The following is an 18,078-nucleotide window of genomic DNA, read 5'->3' on the forward strand; positions in this document are numbered from 1 at the left end:
CAGGGAGCAACCCATGAGCTTCGGTAAAACCACCCCAATCCTGCGGATCTTCGATGAAGCCAAGGCGTTGGTGTTCTATGTCGACTTCCTGGGCTTTACCGTCGATTGGCAACATCGCTTCGGTGACGACTTCCCGCTGTACCTGCAAGTCTCCCGCGGCGACTGCGTGCTGCACCTGTCCGAACACCATGGCGATTGCACACCGGGCTCGGCGTTGCGGATCGAGACCGATGAGCTGGAAGCCTTCCAGCAGCAATTACTGGCCAAGCAATACCGCTACGCCCACCCCCAGATCCAGGCCATGCCCTGGGGAAGCCAGGACATGGCGATCAGTGATCCATTTGGGAATCGGTTGGTGTTTACCAGCGCCCTAACGACGTATTGTGTTCCTTAAGTCTGAATAGTAGTTCCCGCCCGTGTTGTATCGTTTCACGTGCTATATGAATGTCACGTTGTATGTCTGAGCGGCGCAACGTGCTGGTGCCGGTGATGCCTGCCTGACTAGCTATTCGGTCCAGTTTTTTGGACAGGTATCCCTTCGCGCCCTTGGGGTAAAACTCCTCTACCCCGAGGGTATCGAATGCCTCGTTTATGACGGTTGAGTCGTGCTCCAAGTGATCGTCGAGTTCAAGCAGCGCATTGTTTAATTGATTGATTTTCTGTGAAGGGATTCCTTCCAAGAGATGGAGTGCTTCGAAAGTCGTTCCGATGCCATCAACGACCGCACGTGGAAGCCCGAGCTTCTTGGTCGCAACGTAGCCGGCGGCCATAATTCCTAGCTTTCTTCGTCCGGCTGCGGTGCTCGGGTGCATATCTTCTTGGATATTGTTTTTTTTCTTATTCACCTCATAGAAGGCTGTCCTGCCGTCACGTTCGATCTTCTGAGGGCTCAAGCGGGACGCTTGTGGGTAGAGCGAAAGCGGCAGATGCCGGGTCGCATCAAATTTGTCGGCAATGGAGTCAGCCGCCTTGGATGTGCTGAATTTCGCTGCCATTGAAGCGTACCCGCCGGCGGGGGCGGCCAACACGGCGGCGCCTAACGAGATGAGCGACCTGAATGTCCCGTAGACGTAGCCTTGAAAGGCTCTTTTGGCTATGTCTCTTTTCCGCGTGCTGTTGTAGATCTGGTAGTTCAGCGTGCCGACCCTTTGGGTCACCTCGGACAAAATAGCTGGGTAGGCTGCTATTTCCTCCTTGATGCTGGGTTCTTCTCTGTTGTAACCGTACTGATCGGTATAGCGCAGTGGGTTGTTCCCCACCATGCAATAAAGGTTCAACCCATCCACCGCCCACGCCGGGTCTGGACTGATCCAGCGTTGCAGCCACGGTGCATAGTACCGATGCCCGTAGTAATACAACCCGCTGGCATCGCGCTCCTTGCCGGAATAACGAATGGTCCGGTAATCGGCTTCCACGGCCGAACGGGATGCCACCCAAGCGGTTCCTCCATAGGGCAGGTAACTTTCCTGGCTGATCAGGTCGGCCTTGTCGTCGAGTTCGAGTGAGCTGGAACCCAGATGATCATCGAGGCTGTAGCGCAGTTGATTGGCCGCGATCCTGGACGGTCGGCCTTTGGTCCAATGCAGGTAACGCACGCTGCAGCGTCCGGCTTGCAGGGTGATGACCTCCAGGCGTTCGTTATGCCGGGTGCGGATTTCGAGCCCCGGCAGATAACGGGCTTCCCCTGTGTGAGAAATCGTCGCGGTATGGGTTGTCTTGATCTTGCGCACGCGTTGACCGCTGCTGTCGTAGGTGTAACGTTCGATGTCGTCGGAACCGTTTTCACGCTTGACCAGCACCACACTGTCGAGTTGGTTACGACTATTCCATACCAGTGTCTGGCCCGGGCATAGGGCCTGCAGATTCCCGTTGGCATCGAAGTCCATCGTTATTCTGGTCGTCGTGTCGTCGCCCTGTCTCCAAGACGCGAGGCGATTGCTGGCGGCGGCGACGTTCAATGTGCGGGTGTAATTATTCCCGTCGCGTAAATGACGCAGCTCGGTCAGGTTGCCGCCGTCGTCGTAGGTGTATTGCTCGGCAAAGTTGAACAGTTGCGTAGGGTCGAATGAAATCGTACCGGTGCCTGGAAGACCGGGGGGCGCGGTCAATCCGGCGGCCTCACGCCCCGTGGCGCTGGTCAACTGGTGGAGGCTGTCGTAGGTGAAGGTGCTGACGGGTTTTACCCGTTGATTGCTGTTGAAACGCTCCGGTTGGACGTTGTCGGTAATTTGCAACACGTTCCCCACGGCATCGTAGGTGTAGTGGAGGTCTTGCAAGGTTTTGCCTGGCGCCGATGCGCTGAGCGAAGTCAGTCGCCCGCTGGCCGGATCGAACACCGCACGACTGGTCACGCCGTTGCCGGCGGTTTGGGATTCGACGTGGCCAAACGCGTTGTAGACCAGGTCTTTGACGATGATTTTTGGAGCCGTATCGTCTTTTATTTTCAGGTTCACGGATTTGAGTTGGCCCGCGACATCGAAGGTGTAGTGCTGTTCGTGCTGGGTCGCATCGGTCTGCTGGATAATTTGCCCCAGTGCGTCGTAGGTCCAACTCGTTTTAAAACCTTGTCCCTCTTCGCGCAGGCCATCGCGCTCTTTCTCGTCGGTTGGCCAGTCGGGTTGTTCAGTCTTGCTCAGGAAGTGCCTTATCAGGCTATGCGGTTTGCCACATAACGCGTATTTCTCAATGATCAAGGTACCGGCGCTGTCATCGTGACGTATGAGCGCGCCGCACCGATTGAGCTTCTTCGATTCCGGCGAACTGTCACCGTAGCTACGGTACTCCACCGTACGCAGTTTTTTTCCTGCTTGCTCTTTGACGGTGGTCAGTCTCAGTTGGTTGTCGTATGTGGACTGCCAATGATTTTCTCGTTGATCCCAACTTCGCAGGACCTGCCCGGCGTCACCCGGCAAGTTCACGCGCCATCCGGCGTCGATACTGTTAACTTGCAGGGGCTTGCCGGACAGGCTGTACATGGTCGCAAGATTGGCGTCAGTTGCGTTGGCAAACCGAGGGTCGCGCTGGGCAATCAGCCGTCCGGCAACGTCGTACTCTTGCCGGCTGACGCGCGTCTGGGCGTTTTCGCCTTCCTTGTCTCGGCAGTAAGCCACCCGGCGCACCGGTAGGCCGCGGCCGTCGACGGCGTTGAGGGTGGGCGTTTTGCTATGAAGGCGTGCGCTCATGCTTCACCTCCAACTGTCGAGGCATGTTCGGCCATGACTTCTTCCAGCGTGTCGTTTTCGTCTTCCTCCACGGTGTACCAAGGATGACGGGTCTGCCGGCGCATCCAGGAAAGACCATTCTGTTTGGCGAGACGGGTGTGGGTAGGGCGGCCCAATGCATCGTAAAACTGCTGATCGCAATGGCCGAACTGCCGAAAGGATTTGTCGTTGATGCGGTGATGCTGATCAGCAAAGTAGGGACGGTAGATTCGGACCGCCAGTCCCTTGCTGTTGTATTCCACACGTTCGCTGACGTGCCAGCGCGGTGCGGCGATCTGTTCCTGCGGCTTGTCGCCCTCGAGTGTCAGTTCACCCTTGGCATCCACGATGTAAGCCATGCCTGATTCGACCCGCTGCTTACTTTGCAACTGGCGACCAAAGCCATCGAAGCACGTCATGGCGATTCGGATTTGTTTTTGCTCGTCATCGGGGTAACGATCGGCAACTAGTGTGGCGATGTGGATCGGCTCACGTTTCGAAGTACGAATTGCGCGTTTCAGTTTTTTATCGTCGGCAGAAACTACCTCGCGTTTCGACAGCCGCGCGCGAGCCGAAGCGCGGACATGCCCGGTCGGCAATACGTCGCCGTTGGTCACACAGCGCTCCAGCCAGTCGGTGTCCTCGCGGCCTGTTTCCGATATGTCTCCCATCCAGCTGAATGGCGCGTAATAGATAGCAGTGGCGGCGTCTTGCAAAGCGTCCTTGTCCTGTGCGATCGCTGCTGCCGGGCTTTTATGCGATTGCTTGAACGCCGCAACCGGTTTGAAACCAACGGGGCTGCCGTTCTCGTCGCCGTAAAAGGTGCTGGCCAGTACCTGGCCGAAGGCATCGACAAGGCCTTCCTGCACGTTACCGTTGGAGTCTTCGACGCGCTGGGGCAGGGAGGTACGGTAATCGTATTGCGCCTTGGTCGTGCAGCCATCGGGCAGTTCGAACCCGGTCACAAAGCAAGTGTATGGGTCGTAGCTGATCTTGGTCACGCCGTGGCTGTTGCTTGGCTGCACGGTCTTGGTTTTGTAGAAACCTTCCAAGCCGGCATAGGTCGCAAAGCCACTCTTGACTGACCACAGCTTCTTGGATGAGGTACTCGCCGGAAGGAAATCGGTCATGGGTTCATAGCCGATTGTTTTCAACAGAGTTCCCGCGGGGCGCGACCTTTCCGGTAACAGGTCGAAGGCTTGCAGGGCGTTTTCGTCCAGCTCGGCGGTTTCCAGATGGTCGACCAGGGCTTCGAAGCTGGCTTTGCCGTCTGGCAAGGTTTTGTCGGCCGAAGCCTCCTTGTAGCGTGTGACGCAGAGGCCGGTAAGAACGGCCTGGGTCGTCCAGCTTGACTTTGCGACGAGTTCGCAAATCTTCTCAAAAGAAATATTCTCCGGTGCCAGTCCTCCGTCTTCAGGCGCCTTGGGCCGTTTCAACGCGTTGGTCCGCTGGCGATAAGGTAAACCCAGGCGCCATTCTTCAGACGTTTGCAGGTTGATGATCTCAGCGCGGCTTTCGGTCAGGTAATAGCACTGTTGCGCCGGATCATGAGCGTCTGTCCACCATTTGTTCTGATCAATGTCGCTGAATGGCGCAGGATCGGCAGGCGTTTTGCGGCGGGCGTAGTGGATTTTCACGCTGTGGATCACGGCACCGTAACGATCATGCTGCAAGTTGATCGTGTGCTGGCACTGTGGATCTTCGTTCTGGCCTTCGTATTGGTAGCTGATGGATTCCAACAGAAATGGCAGCAGGGAGGCATAACTGCGCGAGCCCTGGGGAGCTTGTTGCAGGCGGACCCGATAACGGTTTTCCTGGACCGAGTACAGCGTCCCTTTTTCGTCCTTTGCGTAGGTCTCGCTGCGCAGTAAATGACCGCTCAGGGCGCGGCACATCTCAAGTCTGGTCGCTTCGTCTGGTGCGTCAACCAATGTATCGGCATTTTCTTCATCTTTGTATCGGCACAGTAACGCTTTGCCAAGCGCCTGGGCCTTCGAGTCGGCGCTGTGATATCCGGTGCGGTCCATGTCCACTGCCTGACCGGTATGAAACCAGCTTTTTTTAAAGCAAGGCACTGTGAAGTCTGGGGACTTGTTGGCATCGTCGGAAAAAGCCTCGGCGTCGGTTTGTATCAGCAAACCGAAGCCACGAAATTCCCGTTCGAGACCGTCGTAATAACCCTGGCGATAGGAAAATCTTTGTGTCAGGCGATTACCGGTAATCTCATCCTTCTGGGCCTGGCGCGACACCAAGTGCAAGGGCACCGGTACATGGCAGGCAAGGGACTCTTCGGCTATGACTCTTGATGCTTTCTCGTCCAACCATTCCTGGGCCGAGCTGCGATAAGTGATGCGGTTGGCGGCACCCATGTTGTTGCGGGTCTCGGTGAGCAGATACGGCTTTTTCTTCACAAAGTCGTAGCGCTGATGTTGCGCTGGGGTCAGGTGCGGCACGCTCAGCACCAGGCTGGAGCAGCCCAGCCCTTGCAGATCGACGATGCTTGCCTGGCATAAGTCGTCGTAGCGCAGGCCGGGCGGCCAGGGCAACTTGGCCGCAGGAGCGAAACCATTGCCGCATTGGTTCATGAAGATCAATGCTTGATCCGTTTGCAGATAGATCAGGTCGGCGGCCCCGGAACCATCCAGGTCAGCAAGACGAATACGCGCGGCGTCGAAGGTGTGGTAGGCGAGGCCCGGAAAATCCAACACGATGCCTTTGCCAAATCGGCCGTGGCCCAAGTTTGGCCAACACTTCACCTCGTCGTGACGAATGCGCACCAAATGCTGCTGGCCGCTGCCGAGCAGATCACTGAAAGCCACCAGCTCGGAGGATGACCCGCTGAATACCGGCAACGTATCGTCATTGATGTCGTGAGAAACCTCCCTGGCGGCAGCGAAACCCTGCTCGCGCTGGTTGGCATACACGCGAACGCTGCGTGGGCCTATCAGGGCCAAGTCGCTGAGCCCTTCGCCCATCAGGTCGGCCAGATTCCCTTTCGGACTGAAAAATTCGGCAGGAAACGCCTGGAAGGTCGCGAAATTCGACCACTTTCGATCCGCGCCGAGGGAAAAGAAGCCGCTGAACCCCGGTTGGCCAATGATCCAGTCCAGACGACCGTCGCCTGTGAGGTCACTCAGCGTTTGGCGCAGTGTTTTTGTTGTGTCGGCGACAGGGATCTCAGGTAACAGTTCCCACTGGCCGTAAGTCACTTTATCAGTCTTGGCTTCACCTCGAATGGGCTCACGGTAGTACCAGCCTGCATCGCTTCGATGGAGCACGCCGGGCAAACCTTCACCATACAAGTCCACCCATTGGATGCCTTGTTCGCCGCTGAGCCCAGGCAAGTTTTTGAAGGGTTCCCAGGCCGCGTTATCGGGCGGGGCGTTGAACGGGCTGTATTGGAATTCGATGGGAGGACGGCTCTGGGGGATGTCTTCGTCGCCGAATGCTTGGTCGTGCGCTGCGCTCAGCAGGTTATATCCAAGGGACGTCTCGCGGTACTCAAGCAGCAGGCGTCGCACCAGAACAGGATCGGCGCCCAGCTCTCTGGGAAAGCGATGGAACATCAATACCTGGCGGCACAGGCGATCGGTGCGCAGTTCGAAACCGTAAGCAAAGGTGGAGAACGCATCGCTGCGTTTTTGCGATTGCAGTCCTTCATAGGATGGTTTTTTCTCGTACTCGGTGCTTCGCTCACCGTAGTCGAACACCAGTTCGAAGTGCCATTGGCCTGGCTTCGGCGGCTCTGTTTTCCAAGCGTAAAGGCTGGCGTCGGCCTTCACATTGCCATAGCGTACGTGGCTCAAGTAGCGTTGGCCCTTGCCCTTTTTTCCTGTGTATTGATACAGAATGTGCTCGCCATGAGCATTCAGGCTTTCCTCCAGCAGCCACTCACCCACACGGTTCTTGTCCTGGGGATCTGCCCGTCGCGATTGCGGATCTTTCCCGAAGACATGCAGACTGCCATCGGCACCGTGCACAAGCCAGAAACCTGGTTTATCCCCTTCCGACGACCAATATTCAATTCGGTCGAAGCTGGCTTCGATTCGCGGCAAGTAACGCGTCACCGTGTAGGTCGTGCCCAGGTCCAAACCGTTGTAGCGATCGACTTGGGTTGGACTGATACCGTGTTCGGGCAACCAGACCACGCCGCTGGGGCCGACGATCTCGTCATCATCGTTATAGGCGGGCACGCCCTTGCTGGTGCGTCGCGCCACGCTGGGTAACGATAACCCCCAGCCGATCCCGAACACACCGTTGCCGGCCGAGCTGCTGTAGCTCAAGGACAGGGCTGGAGCAAAGCCCCGCCCCGGGGAAATGGGCAACGCCACCTCATAGGAAGCCGTGCCGTGGGCGCCGACTTCGCCCCACCCTTTGCCGATACTCTGGATGGCGCCACCCCCCTTGGGCAGCGACGGCGCAGTGATCGGCAGTGCGGTTTGTTCACTCATGCCACACCTCCACCGACCCTGGCCGTGTAGCTCACATGCACGATGACATCGGTCAGTGAGTCAAGCAGGTCTTTTTGCGCTTCGAAGTTCGGGAAAGTCAGTTTCCATTTGGAGATCGCACCGGTGTATTCAAACGGCAGGTAGCGTTCATCGTTGAAGTTCAGGGTGAACAGGCCGTTGTCGTCGACGCCGGTGGAAAGGGCGATCTGTTGGTTGGCGCGCCGGCCCTCCATGGCTTGTCCTTTGGCATCATGGGACATGAGCACTTTGCTGGAGGTTTGGGTCAGTATGGCTCGGATGTTTTCGTAAGGACCCACAACGGCCGGCAAGGAAACGCTGATGGTTTTGATCCGCCGCAGGTAGTGCTTCTGTTCTTTGTAATCACTCTCGAACAGTTCTTGGGACAGCTCGAATTCGCATTGGCCTTTCTTCAGTTCGGCATGCATTTCCAGCCATGGCTTGTTGATGGTTTTAGTCTTGGTCTGGTCATTCAATTGACGCAGTGAAATCGTCTTGCGAATCTCCAGCTCTCGCTCGCTACGGCGCAGATATTCGGCCTGCATGTTCAACAGGCTGAGTTTCAATTGCTCGCCTGCTCCAAGTCCTCGATAGGTGGTATTCCATGCTCCGGGTTGGATGAATCTCGTGGTGAAATTGGCAATTTCATATTGCCAACAGGCCTCGGCGGCGAAGCATAGGGCCAGCGTGGTGTCGTAGGCCTGGCGATAGAGGGCGGCAAACTGGCTGTTCAGCCATTGATACAGCTGTGCTCTGGTAAAGCGCTTACTGAGAAGATCGTAGTTGGCCTTGGTTTGGCTCAGGGTTGATTCGGCCAGGCGCAGTTGCAGGCGAGTGGCGGTTTCCTGTTCGGTGAATTGCGCCAGTTGTGCGTCAATCTGGGCCAGCTCGAGCTGTGATTGCTCATAGGTGTGTTGCCAATCTTCCCGGCGGCGATCGAATATGGCTTGACGGTCGAGGTCGGCCGCAATCGTGCGGTTTATGATCGCGGCGCTATGCGAGGCCGCAGAGGCGGCGAGCAACGGCCCCTCCCAACGGCTGCCGCCAATGCAAAACCCCACCATGTTTGGAGCCAGCATCGCCAATCCCGCCCCGATTTGGAAGGACAGTGCAGCAGCCTCAAACGTACCGCTGGATATGGAGAACCCACTGACGGCTATTTCCTTGCCAGTTAGACTACCGTCCAGCAGTGTTTTGTAATGGGTTACGCGGTTTTGAACAATTGCCTGGCTTGCGAGCAGCGCCTGGCGGTTCTGACGATCGATATTCAAGGCCTGGCGCTGCAGGTCAATCGAGATTTTCGCCAATTCCCAGGCCTGCTGTTGTTGCAGTTCTTGCAACTGCGCCTGTTCCTTGCGCTCGATCAATGACAGCAGTGTGGTGCCAAATTGGCTGAGGCTTTCCACCGCACTCAACGCCTGATGGTGCATGACCGAGAACCGAAAGTGCGGGATAGCTGTGGGCGGCCCCCCTCGAACCGTATTGTCCGAAGTATTCAAGACCGCGTTGCTGAGCAACACGCGAGGATCCAGCGGCGCTGCAAATATCGGCAAATGCAGCGGTTTTCCAGCAATGTCGAGGTTATGTCGCAAGTTGTACAGGCGGCTTTCTGCAATGTCCCAGCACCGGAGCAACTGTGGGTGAAATGGCAGGCGCAAGTGCGGGCTGTCGATCGCTGACAAGGACGCGTGCTCACCGCTCCCACGAACCGACAATGAGGGCTGGGAATGGGCATGTGATTGTTCGAATGTCCGTAAATCGCCACTGGTCGTTTTGCTAAGCGTTTGCAAGCTGATGCTCGCCCAATCATCGATGAGTTGAACGATCGGGCGTGGTCCCAACAGATCCAGCACCCGCACGTACCACAGCTTTGCCTCGCTGAGGCTGTCAGGGGTCAGTTCGCGGTAGGCGTCGTCGCCTCGATTGATCAGGATGTCGAGGTACAGGAAGTACAGCGCCTTGCGAAAGTGCACTGGATGACTGAGCGCGATCTGATGAGGGTCGTGCGGCGCCTGGTCGGCATACGAAGGCGTGTTGCTGTCGAGCAAAGGGACGGCCTTCCAGCAACTTTCTTTGCCGCGACTTGGATCGAAGAGATGACGTAACCAGCATTCGGCTTCTTCATAGCGCTGTTCGACGTTCAAACGGTGGGCGACCAGCCATGGCAAGTAGAGGAACAGTTCGGTGAAGTAACGACCGTAAGGGCCGTGGAAATCCATCTCGTCGTTGGCGCCGTCGGGTATGGTCGGTTCGCGCAAGTGTTGTGTCGTCCAATCGAACAGTTCATCCAGGCCGTTTTCTGTACGGCGGATCAGTTCTGCGGCAAACGTGGTGTTCAACCTGATCGGCTGGCGGAGTAGGCTTCCGGCATCGCTGGTTTTGACGGCGCTATGGGTGAAATCGATAAATTGGGCGGTGCCCAGTCCGGCTGTCGATGAGGAGGTAATGCCTGGGGCCTGGAGGCGCGTAGGGATGAAGTTCAGCTTGATGCCTTTAAGGGCGGAATAGCGCTTCGTTTCCGGTTCATTGGGGTAGACAAAGGCCACCCCACAAAAAAAAGTATCGCCGTCGCCGCTGAGGTCGTTGCTGTGCCAAGCGAACTCGAAGGACGCCATCAGCTTAGACGCGGGCTTGGACTCAACTACCACCGTCAGGTCTTTATATGACGGCGTTTGAGTTGCCAAGGTGGTTGGCTGACGGAAAATTACATATTGAAGGTCAAGTGGTTCATCAAGATTGACGGTTGCCTGGCCAAGGTCGATAGCTGTGCCATTGTTGGCTTGCATCGTTACGTTTTTTACCGTCCCGGAAATTGAGCTGTCATTCCCGCGTCTACTTTCCTCAATCAGATGACGTACTGCCTCGGTAGAGACAACTTTTCCCTGAAGATCTGTATTGGCATGCAGGGTGATACCGGGCGAATGTTCAGAGTCTCTGAGTACATCAGCCATGCCGTCGATCGATAGTGTGTGCGGGTGCGATAACGGGGTGTGGTCGCTGATGGTGAGTTGTGAGTCCGGCTCAAGCACCACATAGGCTGCGTCTGGCAGGCTGCGGGCAGGAAGTACTAAGTTAAGTTGAAGTCTCGGGGATCGATCGGGCCGGGTTGCAAGTCTCAACTTGATTGTTTCAGGCGTCGTATATAAACCCACCCCGTTGAGGTCGCTGCTTGAGGTCATGCGTAGCCTCACCGCGGAGGCGGTCCGGTCTATTTTCGATCTGATGTTTATCCGATCTTGTTGGCTTTCGAAACCCGACATGAGGATGTTCATGTCCGTTGGGAGAGGCGTTTCAGTGATTTCGATTTCTGAAAATATTCGTGTTTGAATGCGTTGGTTGACAGCGCCTATGTGCTCTTTTTCGGTGAAGGTTGGGCTAGTAGTGGCGAGATTACTGTCGATACAAATCGTTCTATTGAAGGCAAATTCGTTGTCGGCTTGATGGGGGGCGTCCGTTTTGGACCCTGCTGCATAGAGAGTGAGAAACAATGCACCGTGGGCGCCTTTATTGTGTTGCTCAGCTGCAGTACCTATGGATGATTTAATGGCATCAAGGCCCTTGCCACACAGCGTTTTGTCCTCGCAATAACCCTGCAGGCCAACTCGTGGGGTGCTCCAAATACCATCCTGTTTTTTAAAGCAATAGCACAAGCGCAGTAGCGGATGATTCATTTGGGGGGCTGTGGTTTCGGCGTTTGAAGGCGCGCTGGAGGCCGGCTGATCCTGATGGATGCATTCTGCCCAAACAACGAACAGACGATTGTTGAACCAGACAGGACGAATTGAGTGTTCGACCGCGCTGTCGGGAATCGGCACATCGGCTTTTTCCCAATCCGACCAGGCGAACGGATCCGGCTGGTCCAGTTTGGCGGCGATGGCAGGGGGCGGTGGTGGCGTACCGCCCAGCGGACGTTGCCCCATGTTCAGCGAGCGCCAGAAGTAGGTGTTTTCGGTGCGGGACTTGGCGATGAAATAATAGGTGCTGTTGGCAAAATCTGCACCGTCGATGTAGCCATTGAGAATATTCAGATTGGCGATTTCTTCGAATCGGGTCAGGTAGGCCATGACCGCCGATTGAACCGCGTCGGCCTGGATCCGGTTCTGGTTGAGTTCGTTTTCCAACTGCTGAAAGTTGCCGCTCTTGTTGTTTCTCAGGACGGGGTCCAGATAACCTGCCGGGAAATAAAGCAGGTTCTGATGAGCCGCCCAGATTGGGTATTGATGCATCTCGTTGCGCCACGTTTGCATATGCTCGGGCGTGATGCTTTCCAGATCGTAGCCGGGCTCCATATTCATCAGGATGCGATTGATGTATTGCTGAAGGCTGGCAATGGCGCACGCCACTGGCGTGGTGGGCACATCCTGGCTGACCAGCACGTCCAGCAGCCAATATTCATAAAGGTCTCGGGCAGTCTTGAGTAGCGCTGTTCCTGGCAGGCTTTTTCCCGGCGCGATCTTGTGTAGGTAGAACGCCAACTGCGCATCTCGCAGGCTTTCATCCAGCTGCTTTTTCATGGCAACGGTCATATTCAATCCTTGAAAAAAAATGTACGCCTCAATGGCTCGCAGCGATCAGTCCTTCACCGACGATTTTCCACTCCGGCGTCGGGCTGTCGCCATTGAGTGCGGCGGCCTTGAGCAGCAGGCTTGCCGACAGGCCTGTATCCATGCAACACGCCTGGCAACGCATGACCCAATCCACGTCTTGTATCGTGGTGGCGCGTTGTGTCGGCAATTGCGCTGTCAGGCAAGTCACTTGCTCAGTACTCCAACCCAGGAGGTTGGCCAACTGGTCGTTGGCTGCCTGCACTGAATGTTGCGTTACGTCTTGATCGGCGAGTTGCAAGTAATGCAACAGGTTTTCTTCTGACTGGGCCTGATGCCGTGCGCAGTGATTGAAGCGTTCGAGTAAATACAGCGTTTGCGGTTTAAGCGCCCCTGAGCTGTTCGGGGCTAACCATGTGGGATTGTCCATCAATGTCTGTAGCGTGCTGCTGCTCAGATGTAAGTGCTGGCAGGCTTGCGCGGTGCGAAGCACGCGTGCGAGCAACGGGAGGGCTTTGCCGTCAGTTGGGATGATGGCGTCGACAATTTTCGTGGCATTCGTCTCGGCCATTTTCATCACGCAGGGGGAATACTCGGCGGACAAGTCAGCGATATCGTGCAGCAGTGTTTCTACCAGGCGTTGGTCGTCTCTGGTGGGTTTGGCGTGATCTCGAAGTGCGACCAGTCGGTTTTGCAGATTTTGATTCAACGGTAAGTCATCCCGGGAAGTGTCGAACAGGCGACACCACGCCAGCACATCGAGATGGTTTTGCTTGAGCCAGTCCACTGCCCAATCCATCGCCATCAGTACGTCGAGTATGTCGGGGCCTGCCGTGTTCAGGCTCCCCGTCACCAAGGCTCGACAGAAAGTCTCCCCTCCCAGTATCCGAGCCAATTCCGTGCACTCAAGAGGCGACAGCCCGAACATCCGTGCGATACGGGCCTGGCGGTAGAGTGAGGATACGGTCGGCAAATCCTGTTTTAGCGCCAGGTACGTCTCAGTCTGTTTCAGCAGCAGCAACAACGCATCTTCGGTGAGCGCGAGTCCCAGGCCCGCACCGAGATAGCTGAGTGTCTTGGAGTCTGCGGTATCAAGGTCTGTCGCTTGCCCCCCCCACGCAGGGCTTTGGAGAAGACCGGTGCGATTGAATACCTGGTCGAACAACGAAACACGCTCTGCACTAGCGCGGGTCGGCATTTCGCTCATGAGCGAGGCAAATTCTTCTGGTGTGATGCCACGGCGCCGCTTCATGTACTGATAGACCCCAAGCGCGCGCAAGGTATTGGCGCTGAGCGTCATCAGGGTGTTGCCTTCCGAATGCATGATATTGATGAGCAACGTATCCAGTTCGGCAAAGGGAATACCAGTCCATCGCTGCAATCGGATCATTCGCTGCATGCGGTCGAAGCGCTCGTAGGACTTGTAATTGAACCCTTGCCGGGTCGTTTGGGTTTCAAGCACCAGGTCGGGGGAAGAAGTGTCGGGACCATTGATGTAAGCAGGACTCTGGCGGTTACGAGTCGAGGGCGGGATATTGGTCGAGGCGCGAGGGCCGTATCTGCCATGTCCCAGTAGCTGCTCGACCTGTTCCGTCGACAGCCCGGTGCGCTCCTTGAAGAATTTGAGATCACGCAGGTCTGCGACAGCTTCAGTGCCATAGGCCTTTTTCAGGCGCTTGAGATCGTGGTCAGAAGCGAGCGGTGCGAGCAAGAGTTTTTGTTGCTCCGGATTCAGCCCTGAAAGCAGTTTTTGCGCCTCGGCAGACGGCTGCACAACCTGTCCGTACGTTGAGCCGTCCTGGCAAAACGGCAGCTTCAGGCTGATCCGGTAATTCACTTCGCCCAACGCCGGTTTGCCCGCGCCCAACCCAAGCAGGCATTGGTGATGGTGAAGATCATAGGGCAGTGAAAAGGGATAGTGTGCGCTGGCCAATGCCTGATGGACGGTTGTGCCCATATCGGGACTGGCTTCGATATGGCTGCGCAACGTGTCGTTGACGATGTTGAGCATCGGGCGTGGAACCAAGGCACTCTGTGAATCGAGCATCAGTGTGTCGAGATCCGCTCGACGTGATGCCAGGGATATCTTGCGGCCATCCGTGGAGCTGTCTTCCAGCTGCCTGGCGAACAGATACAGCGCACGCAGGTAGGCGACGGGTGAGTCGATCGCGGCGATGTCACTGTCCTTGCAGAATTGATCCCAATTTTCCTGGAATAGCCCTTGATAGCTGATCGGCTTTGATGTTGGGTCTGAATCCAGGCTGCGTCGGACACGGGGCTTGGCGTCGCTGGAGGAGAGCTGATGCTCCAGGTACAAGCGACTGATCCTTCGGGCATGGCTCTGCGCGTTGTCATAGGCCTGCTCGGCATTCGCATCGCAGTACTTGGCGACTTCCTGGGCGAACTGCGCCTTGCTCATGCGCACAATGTCGAACACCGATGTCACGCCCATTTGTTCCAGGGCGGTTTTCAAAGCGGTTTTTGTGGCGTCCTCACCGTCGTGGGAGCCAACGAGCCTGTGCAACAGTAAGTTGTTGCTTACGTCCATGTATTGCCATCTCCTGTGCGAACGGAATGTGCTTGTCCAAGCGAAAACCGTACAGGAGCGGGCAAAGAAAGGCGGTAGGACAGGGGGCGGGAGATTTGTACGAAAGAGCGATTCGTGGGCGGTGCTGACGCGAGTCCTGTGGGAGCGGGCTTGCTCGCGAAGGCGGTGGGTCAGTCAACTTCCATGCTGGCTGATCCGGCGTCATCGCGAGCAAGCTCGCTCCCACAGTGGTTTGTGCCTGGCGCGGAGTTGCAGGACACAGCAGACCCAGGGTGGGAGCGAGCTTGCTCGCGATAGCGGTGGGTCTGCTGGCATTGATGTTGGATGTGCCACCGCTTTCGCGAGCAAGCCCGCTCCCACAGTGGGGCATGCAAAATCGGTGCGGAGGTTAGACGCGGAAGTGGCTGACCATCATCTGCAACTGATTCCCCAACCGCGCCAGTTCGACGCTGGAGGCGGCGGTTTCTTCGCTGGCGGCGGCGGTCTGTTCGGACACGTCGCGCACGTTGATGATGCTGCGGCTGATCTCCTCGGCCACGGCGCTTTGCTGTTCGGCGGCCGCGGCGATCTGCTGGTTCATCGACTGGATGTTCGACACCGTGCGGGTGATGTTCCCCAGTGACGCGCCGGCCTTGCGGGTCAGGGCCACGCTGCTGTCGGTGAGGTTGCGGCTGTTGTTCATCACGGCCGCCACCTGCTGGGTACCGTTCTGCAGGCCGGCCACCAGGCCTTCGATTTCTTCGGTGGATTTCTGCGTGCGCTGGGCCAGGCCACGGACCTCGTCGGCCACCACGGCAAAACCACGCCCGGCTTCACCGGCGCGTGCCGCTTCGATCGCGGCGTTGAGCGCCAGCAGGTTGGTCTGCTCGGCCACGGCCTTGATCACGTCCATGACGCTGCCGATCTTGTCGCTTTCCTGTTGCAGCACGGTCATGGCGTCGGTGGAGCGCGCCACTTCACTGGCCAGGCGCTCGATCTGGGCGATGGCTTCGCTGACCACCTTGTCACCGGCACGGGCTTCGCCGTCGGCGGCGGCCGCGGCCTGGGAGGCTTCTTCGGCGTTGCGCGCCACTTCCTGCACCGTGGCGGTCATTTCGTGCATGGCGGTCGCGACCTGATCGGTCTCGATTTTCTGGCTGTTGACCCCGGCGCTGGTCTGCTCGGTCACGGCGGACAGCTCTTCGGCGGCGCTGGCGATCTGGGTCACGCCGTCACGGATGCCGCTGATCAGGTCGCGCAGGGTTACGCCCATGCGCGCGATGCCTTGTTGCAGCACGCCCAGTTCATCGCGGCGAGTGACGATGACCGTGTGCGACAGGTCGCCGCTGGCAATGCGTTCGACCACGGCCAGGGTTTCGCGCAGCGGGCCGGTGATCTGGCGCGTGATGATCACGGCGGCAATGACGCCGACCAGCAACGCCAGCAGGGTGCTGATCAGTTGCAGGGTGCGGGCCTCGGCGCTTTCGGCGTCGCGGCGGTCGAGTTGGATCTGGTACAGCTGCTCGCTCAACGTCACGATTGACGCGCCCTGTTCAGTCATTTCCTTGCGTGCCTGTACCGCGTCGGCGGTGGCCAGCTTGAAGGCCTGCACGGCGCTGCGGTATTGGGTGAGGGCGTTTTCCAGTTGGCGCAGTTCATCCTGGCGGGTGCTGGAGAAGTGCTCGTTCAGCGGCTTGAGCGACGCGATGGCGGCGTCCAGCTGGGTGACGGCCTTGCGTTCGGTGTCGGCATTGCTATTGGCGGTGTAGCCGCGCACTTCATAGCGGGCCAGCATGAAGTCCTGCTTGGCCTGGGTGATGGCCTGGAACTGGGCGAAACGCTCATCGCCGGGGGCCATTTTCCGCACGTCCGAATCCAGGGTCTCGATCAGCTTGTAGGCGATCTCGGCGTTCGCACCCATGGCATCGCGGGCGGTGTTGCCCGTGCGGTAGGCGCTGCGCATTTTGTTCAGGGACACCTGGTAGGCGCTGATGACTGCGCTCTGCTCCTTGAGCAACTTGACGTTTTCCGGGCTCTTGAAGCTGCTGAGCAGGGCGTTCTGTTGTGTCACAAAACTATCGAGAGTGGTCTGCACGTTTTGGGCGGCGGTCTCGTCACCGTTGGTCAGCATGTATTGCAGGCGCGTGACCCGAAGCTTGGTCAGGCCGGCGTTGAGCTGGGTGATGTCGCTCATCCAGTTGCTACGGTCGATCAGCCCGCCCAGGCTGGTCCAACTGGTCAGGGCCAGCAGGCAGGTCAGTACCAGCACCAGACCGAAGCCCAGGCCCAATTTCATGTTGACGCTAATGTTGCCAAACCAGCTGTTCATCAAATTCCTCCAGGAACGTTGTGCTGCTTGATCGTCGGTACGCTGGAAGATTGTTGTTGTTAAGAGCCAGCAAGAGCATGTAACAGGGCTGTATCGGCCGCTGGTCCTGGATCTGAAAGTTTTTTTCCGAGTATCTGTGGGAGCAAGGCTTGCCCGCGATGAAGGCGATGCGGTCTGCCACAGAATCGAGGTGTCTGTTTCGCGAGCAAGCTTTGCTCCCACACCAAGTTTTTTTTCACATCGCTTTCACTGCCTGCCTACGTCAGCCTCTCTACTGTCGCGCCATCGAATGACTGGGTGGATGCCGTCGGGGCGGCTTGATGTGGAACTGAGACTGAGCCTTTTCGGCCTGAGGCGCTCGATCGATACGCGGCGCTTTGCCCGTTACCCAAACGCTGTGGTCGTGTTGGCTTCGGCGCTGCTGGTCATCCCGTTGACCCTCTGGCTGCTCAGCCCGGCGGCGATACCGGATCTGGCCCATGGCAATGTTGCCGGCGCCCGGGCCTTGGCCGATGGCTGGGCCAAGGGCGAGATGATCGTGCTGGTGCGTCATGTCGAGCGCTGCGATCACGCCAAGGCCGCGTGCCTGAATGATCGCGAAGGCATCACTGACCGGGCCCGTGCCGTTGCGGTGGGCCTCGGCGCCCGGTTCGAGCAACTGGGCCTGGACAACGCCGACCTCTACAACAGCCCTCTGGTCCGTGCGGCCCAGACGGCGGGCTACATGTTCAACAAGGTGAGTGCTGGCGACGACTGGCTGATCAATTGCCGCCATGACCTGCTGCGCAATGCCCTGGCCCACAAAGTCGCCGGGCGCAACCTGATCCTGGTCACCCACAGCGAATGCATGCAGGCATTGGAAACCGCGCTCCACCGGCCCACCTCGACGTTTGGCTACGGCGCTTCGCTGTTCGTCTCCACCGCCCAGCCACAAGCACCGCAGTTGCTCGGTTTTATCGAAGCCTCTGACTGGCGCTCGGCGGCTTTCAGTAACCTTTCCCACGATTAG

General features: G+C 57.6%; 7 protein-coding genes and 1 pseudogene. 2 read left to right on the plus strand and 6 right to left on the minus strand.

Annotated features, from left to right (window positions below):
- The first annotated feature begins 13 nt into the window (after positions 1 to 13).
- Positions 14 to 394, plus strand: a complete 381-nt coding sequence (locus AD662_RS03680) for a glyoxalase superfamily protein (protein ID WP_053185531.1) — start codon at positions 14 to 16, stop codon at positions 392 to 394.
- Here AD662_RS03680 and AD662_RS03685 read toward each other — a convergent pair.
- The 6 genes and pseudogenes from AD662_RS03685 to AD662_RS30050 form a co-directional block, all read right to left on the minus strand.
- The gene (locus tag AD662_RS03685) at positions 360 to 3,182 is read right to left on the minus strand and encodes an RHS repeat domain-containing protein (protein WP_235862381.1); all 2,823 of its coding nucleotides are present in this window, start codon (positions 3,180 to 3,182) and stop codon (positions 360 to 362) included. The two genes, AD662_RS03680 and AD662_RS03685, sit on opposite strands and share 35 nt — an antisense overlap.
- Positions 3,179 to 7,651 carry a SpvB/TcaC N-terminal domain-containing protein gene (locus AD662_RS03690; RefSeq protein WP_053185534.1) on the minus strand — a complete coding sequence of 1,491 codons (4,473 nt, stop codon included), beginning with the start codon at positions 7,649 to 7,651 and terminating at the stop codon, positions 3,179 to 3,181. Before AD662_RS03690 ends, AD662_RS03685 begins: the two co-directional genes overlap by 4 nt.
- Positions 7,648 to 12,195 carry a Tc toxin subunit A-related protein gene (locus AD662_RS03695; protein ID WP_053185537.1) on the minus strand — a complete coding sequence of 1,516 codons (4,548 nt, stop codon included), beginning with the start codon at positions 12,193 to 12,195 and terminating at the stop codon, positions 7,648 to 7,650. Before AD662_RS03695 ends, AD662_RS03690 begins: the two co-directional genes overlap by 4 nt.
- A gap of 28 nt (positions 12,196 to 12,223) precedes the next feature.
- Complete coding sequence (locus tag AD662_RS03700) at positions 12,224 to 14,761, minus strand: Tc toxin subunit A (RefSeq protein WP_053185540.1); 2,538 nt, start codon at positions 14,759 to 14,761, stop codon at positions 12,224 to 12,226.
- A gap of 388 nt (positions 14,762 to 15,149) precedes the next feature.
- A complete protein-coding gene (locus AD662_RS30045; protein ID WP_408003944.1) occupies positions 15,150 to 16,013 on the minus strand; it encodes a methyl-accepting chemotaxis protein in 864 nt (287 codons plus the stop codon).
- Positions 16,014 to 16,055: 42 nt separating this feature from the next.
- Positions 16,056 to 17,069 (minus strand): annotated as a pseudogene (locus AD662_RS30050) (methyl-accepting chemotaxis protein); the annotation flags it as partial.
- 301 nt (positions 17,070 to 17,370) lie between these two features.
- Here AD662_RS30050 and pmrG point away from each other — a divergent pair.
- The gene (gene pmrG / locus AD662_RS03710) at positions 17,371 to 18,078 is read left to right on the plus strand and encodes a lipopolysaccharide core heptose(II)-phosphate phosphatase PmrG (RefSeq protein ID WP_053185543.1); all 708 of its coding nucleotides are present in this window, start codon (positions 17,371 to 17,373) and stop codon (positions 18,076 to 18,078) included.

Origin of the sequence: Pseudomonas kilonensis (assembly GCF_001269885.1) — a bacterium.
Taxonomy (GTDB): domain Bacteria; phylum Pseudomonadota; class Gammaproteobacteria; order Pseudomonadales; family Pseudomonadaceae; genus Aquipseudomonas; species Aquipseudomonas kilonensis.

Coding starts and splice junctions, on each gene's coding strand:
- AD662_RS03680 (WP_053185531.1), top strand. CDS start 14: ATGAGCTTCGGTAAAACCACCCCAATCCTGCGGATCTTCGATGAAGCC.
- AD662_RS03685 (WP_235862381.1), bottom strand. CDS start 3,182: ATGAGCGCACGCCTTCATAGCAAAACGCCCACCCTCAACGCCGTCGAC.
- AD662_RS03690 (WP_053185534.1), bottom strand. CDS start 7,651: ATGAGTGAACAAACCGCACTGCCGATCACTGCGCCGTCGCTGCCCAAG.
- AD662_RS03695 (WP_053185537.1), bottom strand. CDS start 12,195: ATGACCGTTGCCATGAAAAAGCAGCTGGATGAAAGCCTGCGAGATGCG.
- AD662_RS03700 (WP_053185540.1), bottom strand. CDS start 14,761: ATGGACGTAAGCAACAACTTACTGTTGCACAGGCTCGTTGGCTCCCAC.
- AD662_RS30045 (WP_408003944.1), bottom strand. CDS start 16,013: ATGGGCGTAACCCTGCGCGACCTGATCAGCGGCATCCGTGACGGCGTG.
- pmrG (WP_053185543.1), top strand. CDS start 17,371: ATGCCGTCGGGGCGGCTTGATGTGGAACTGAGACTGAGCCTTTTCGGC.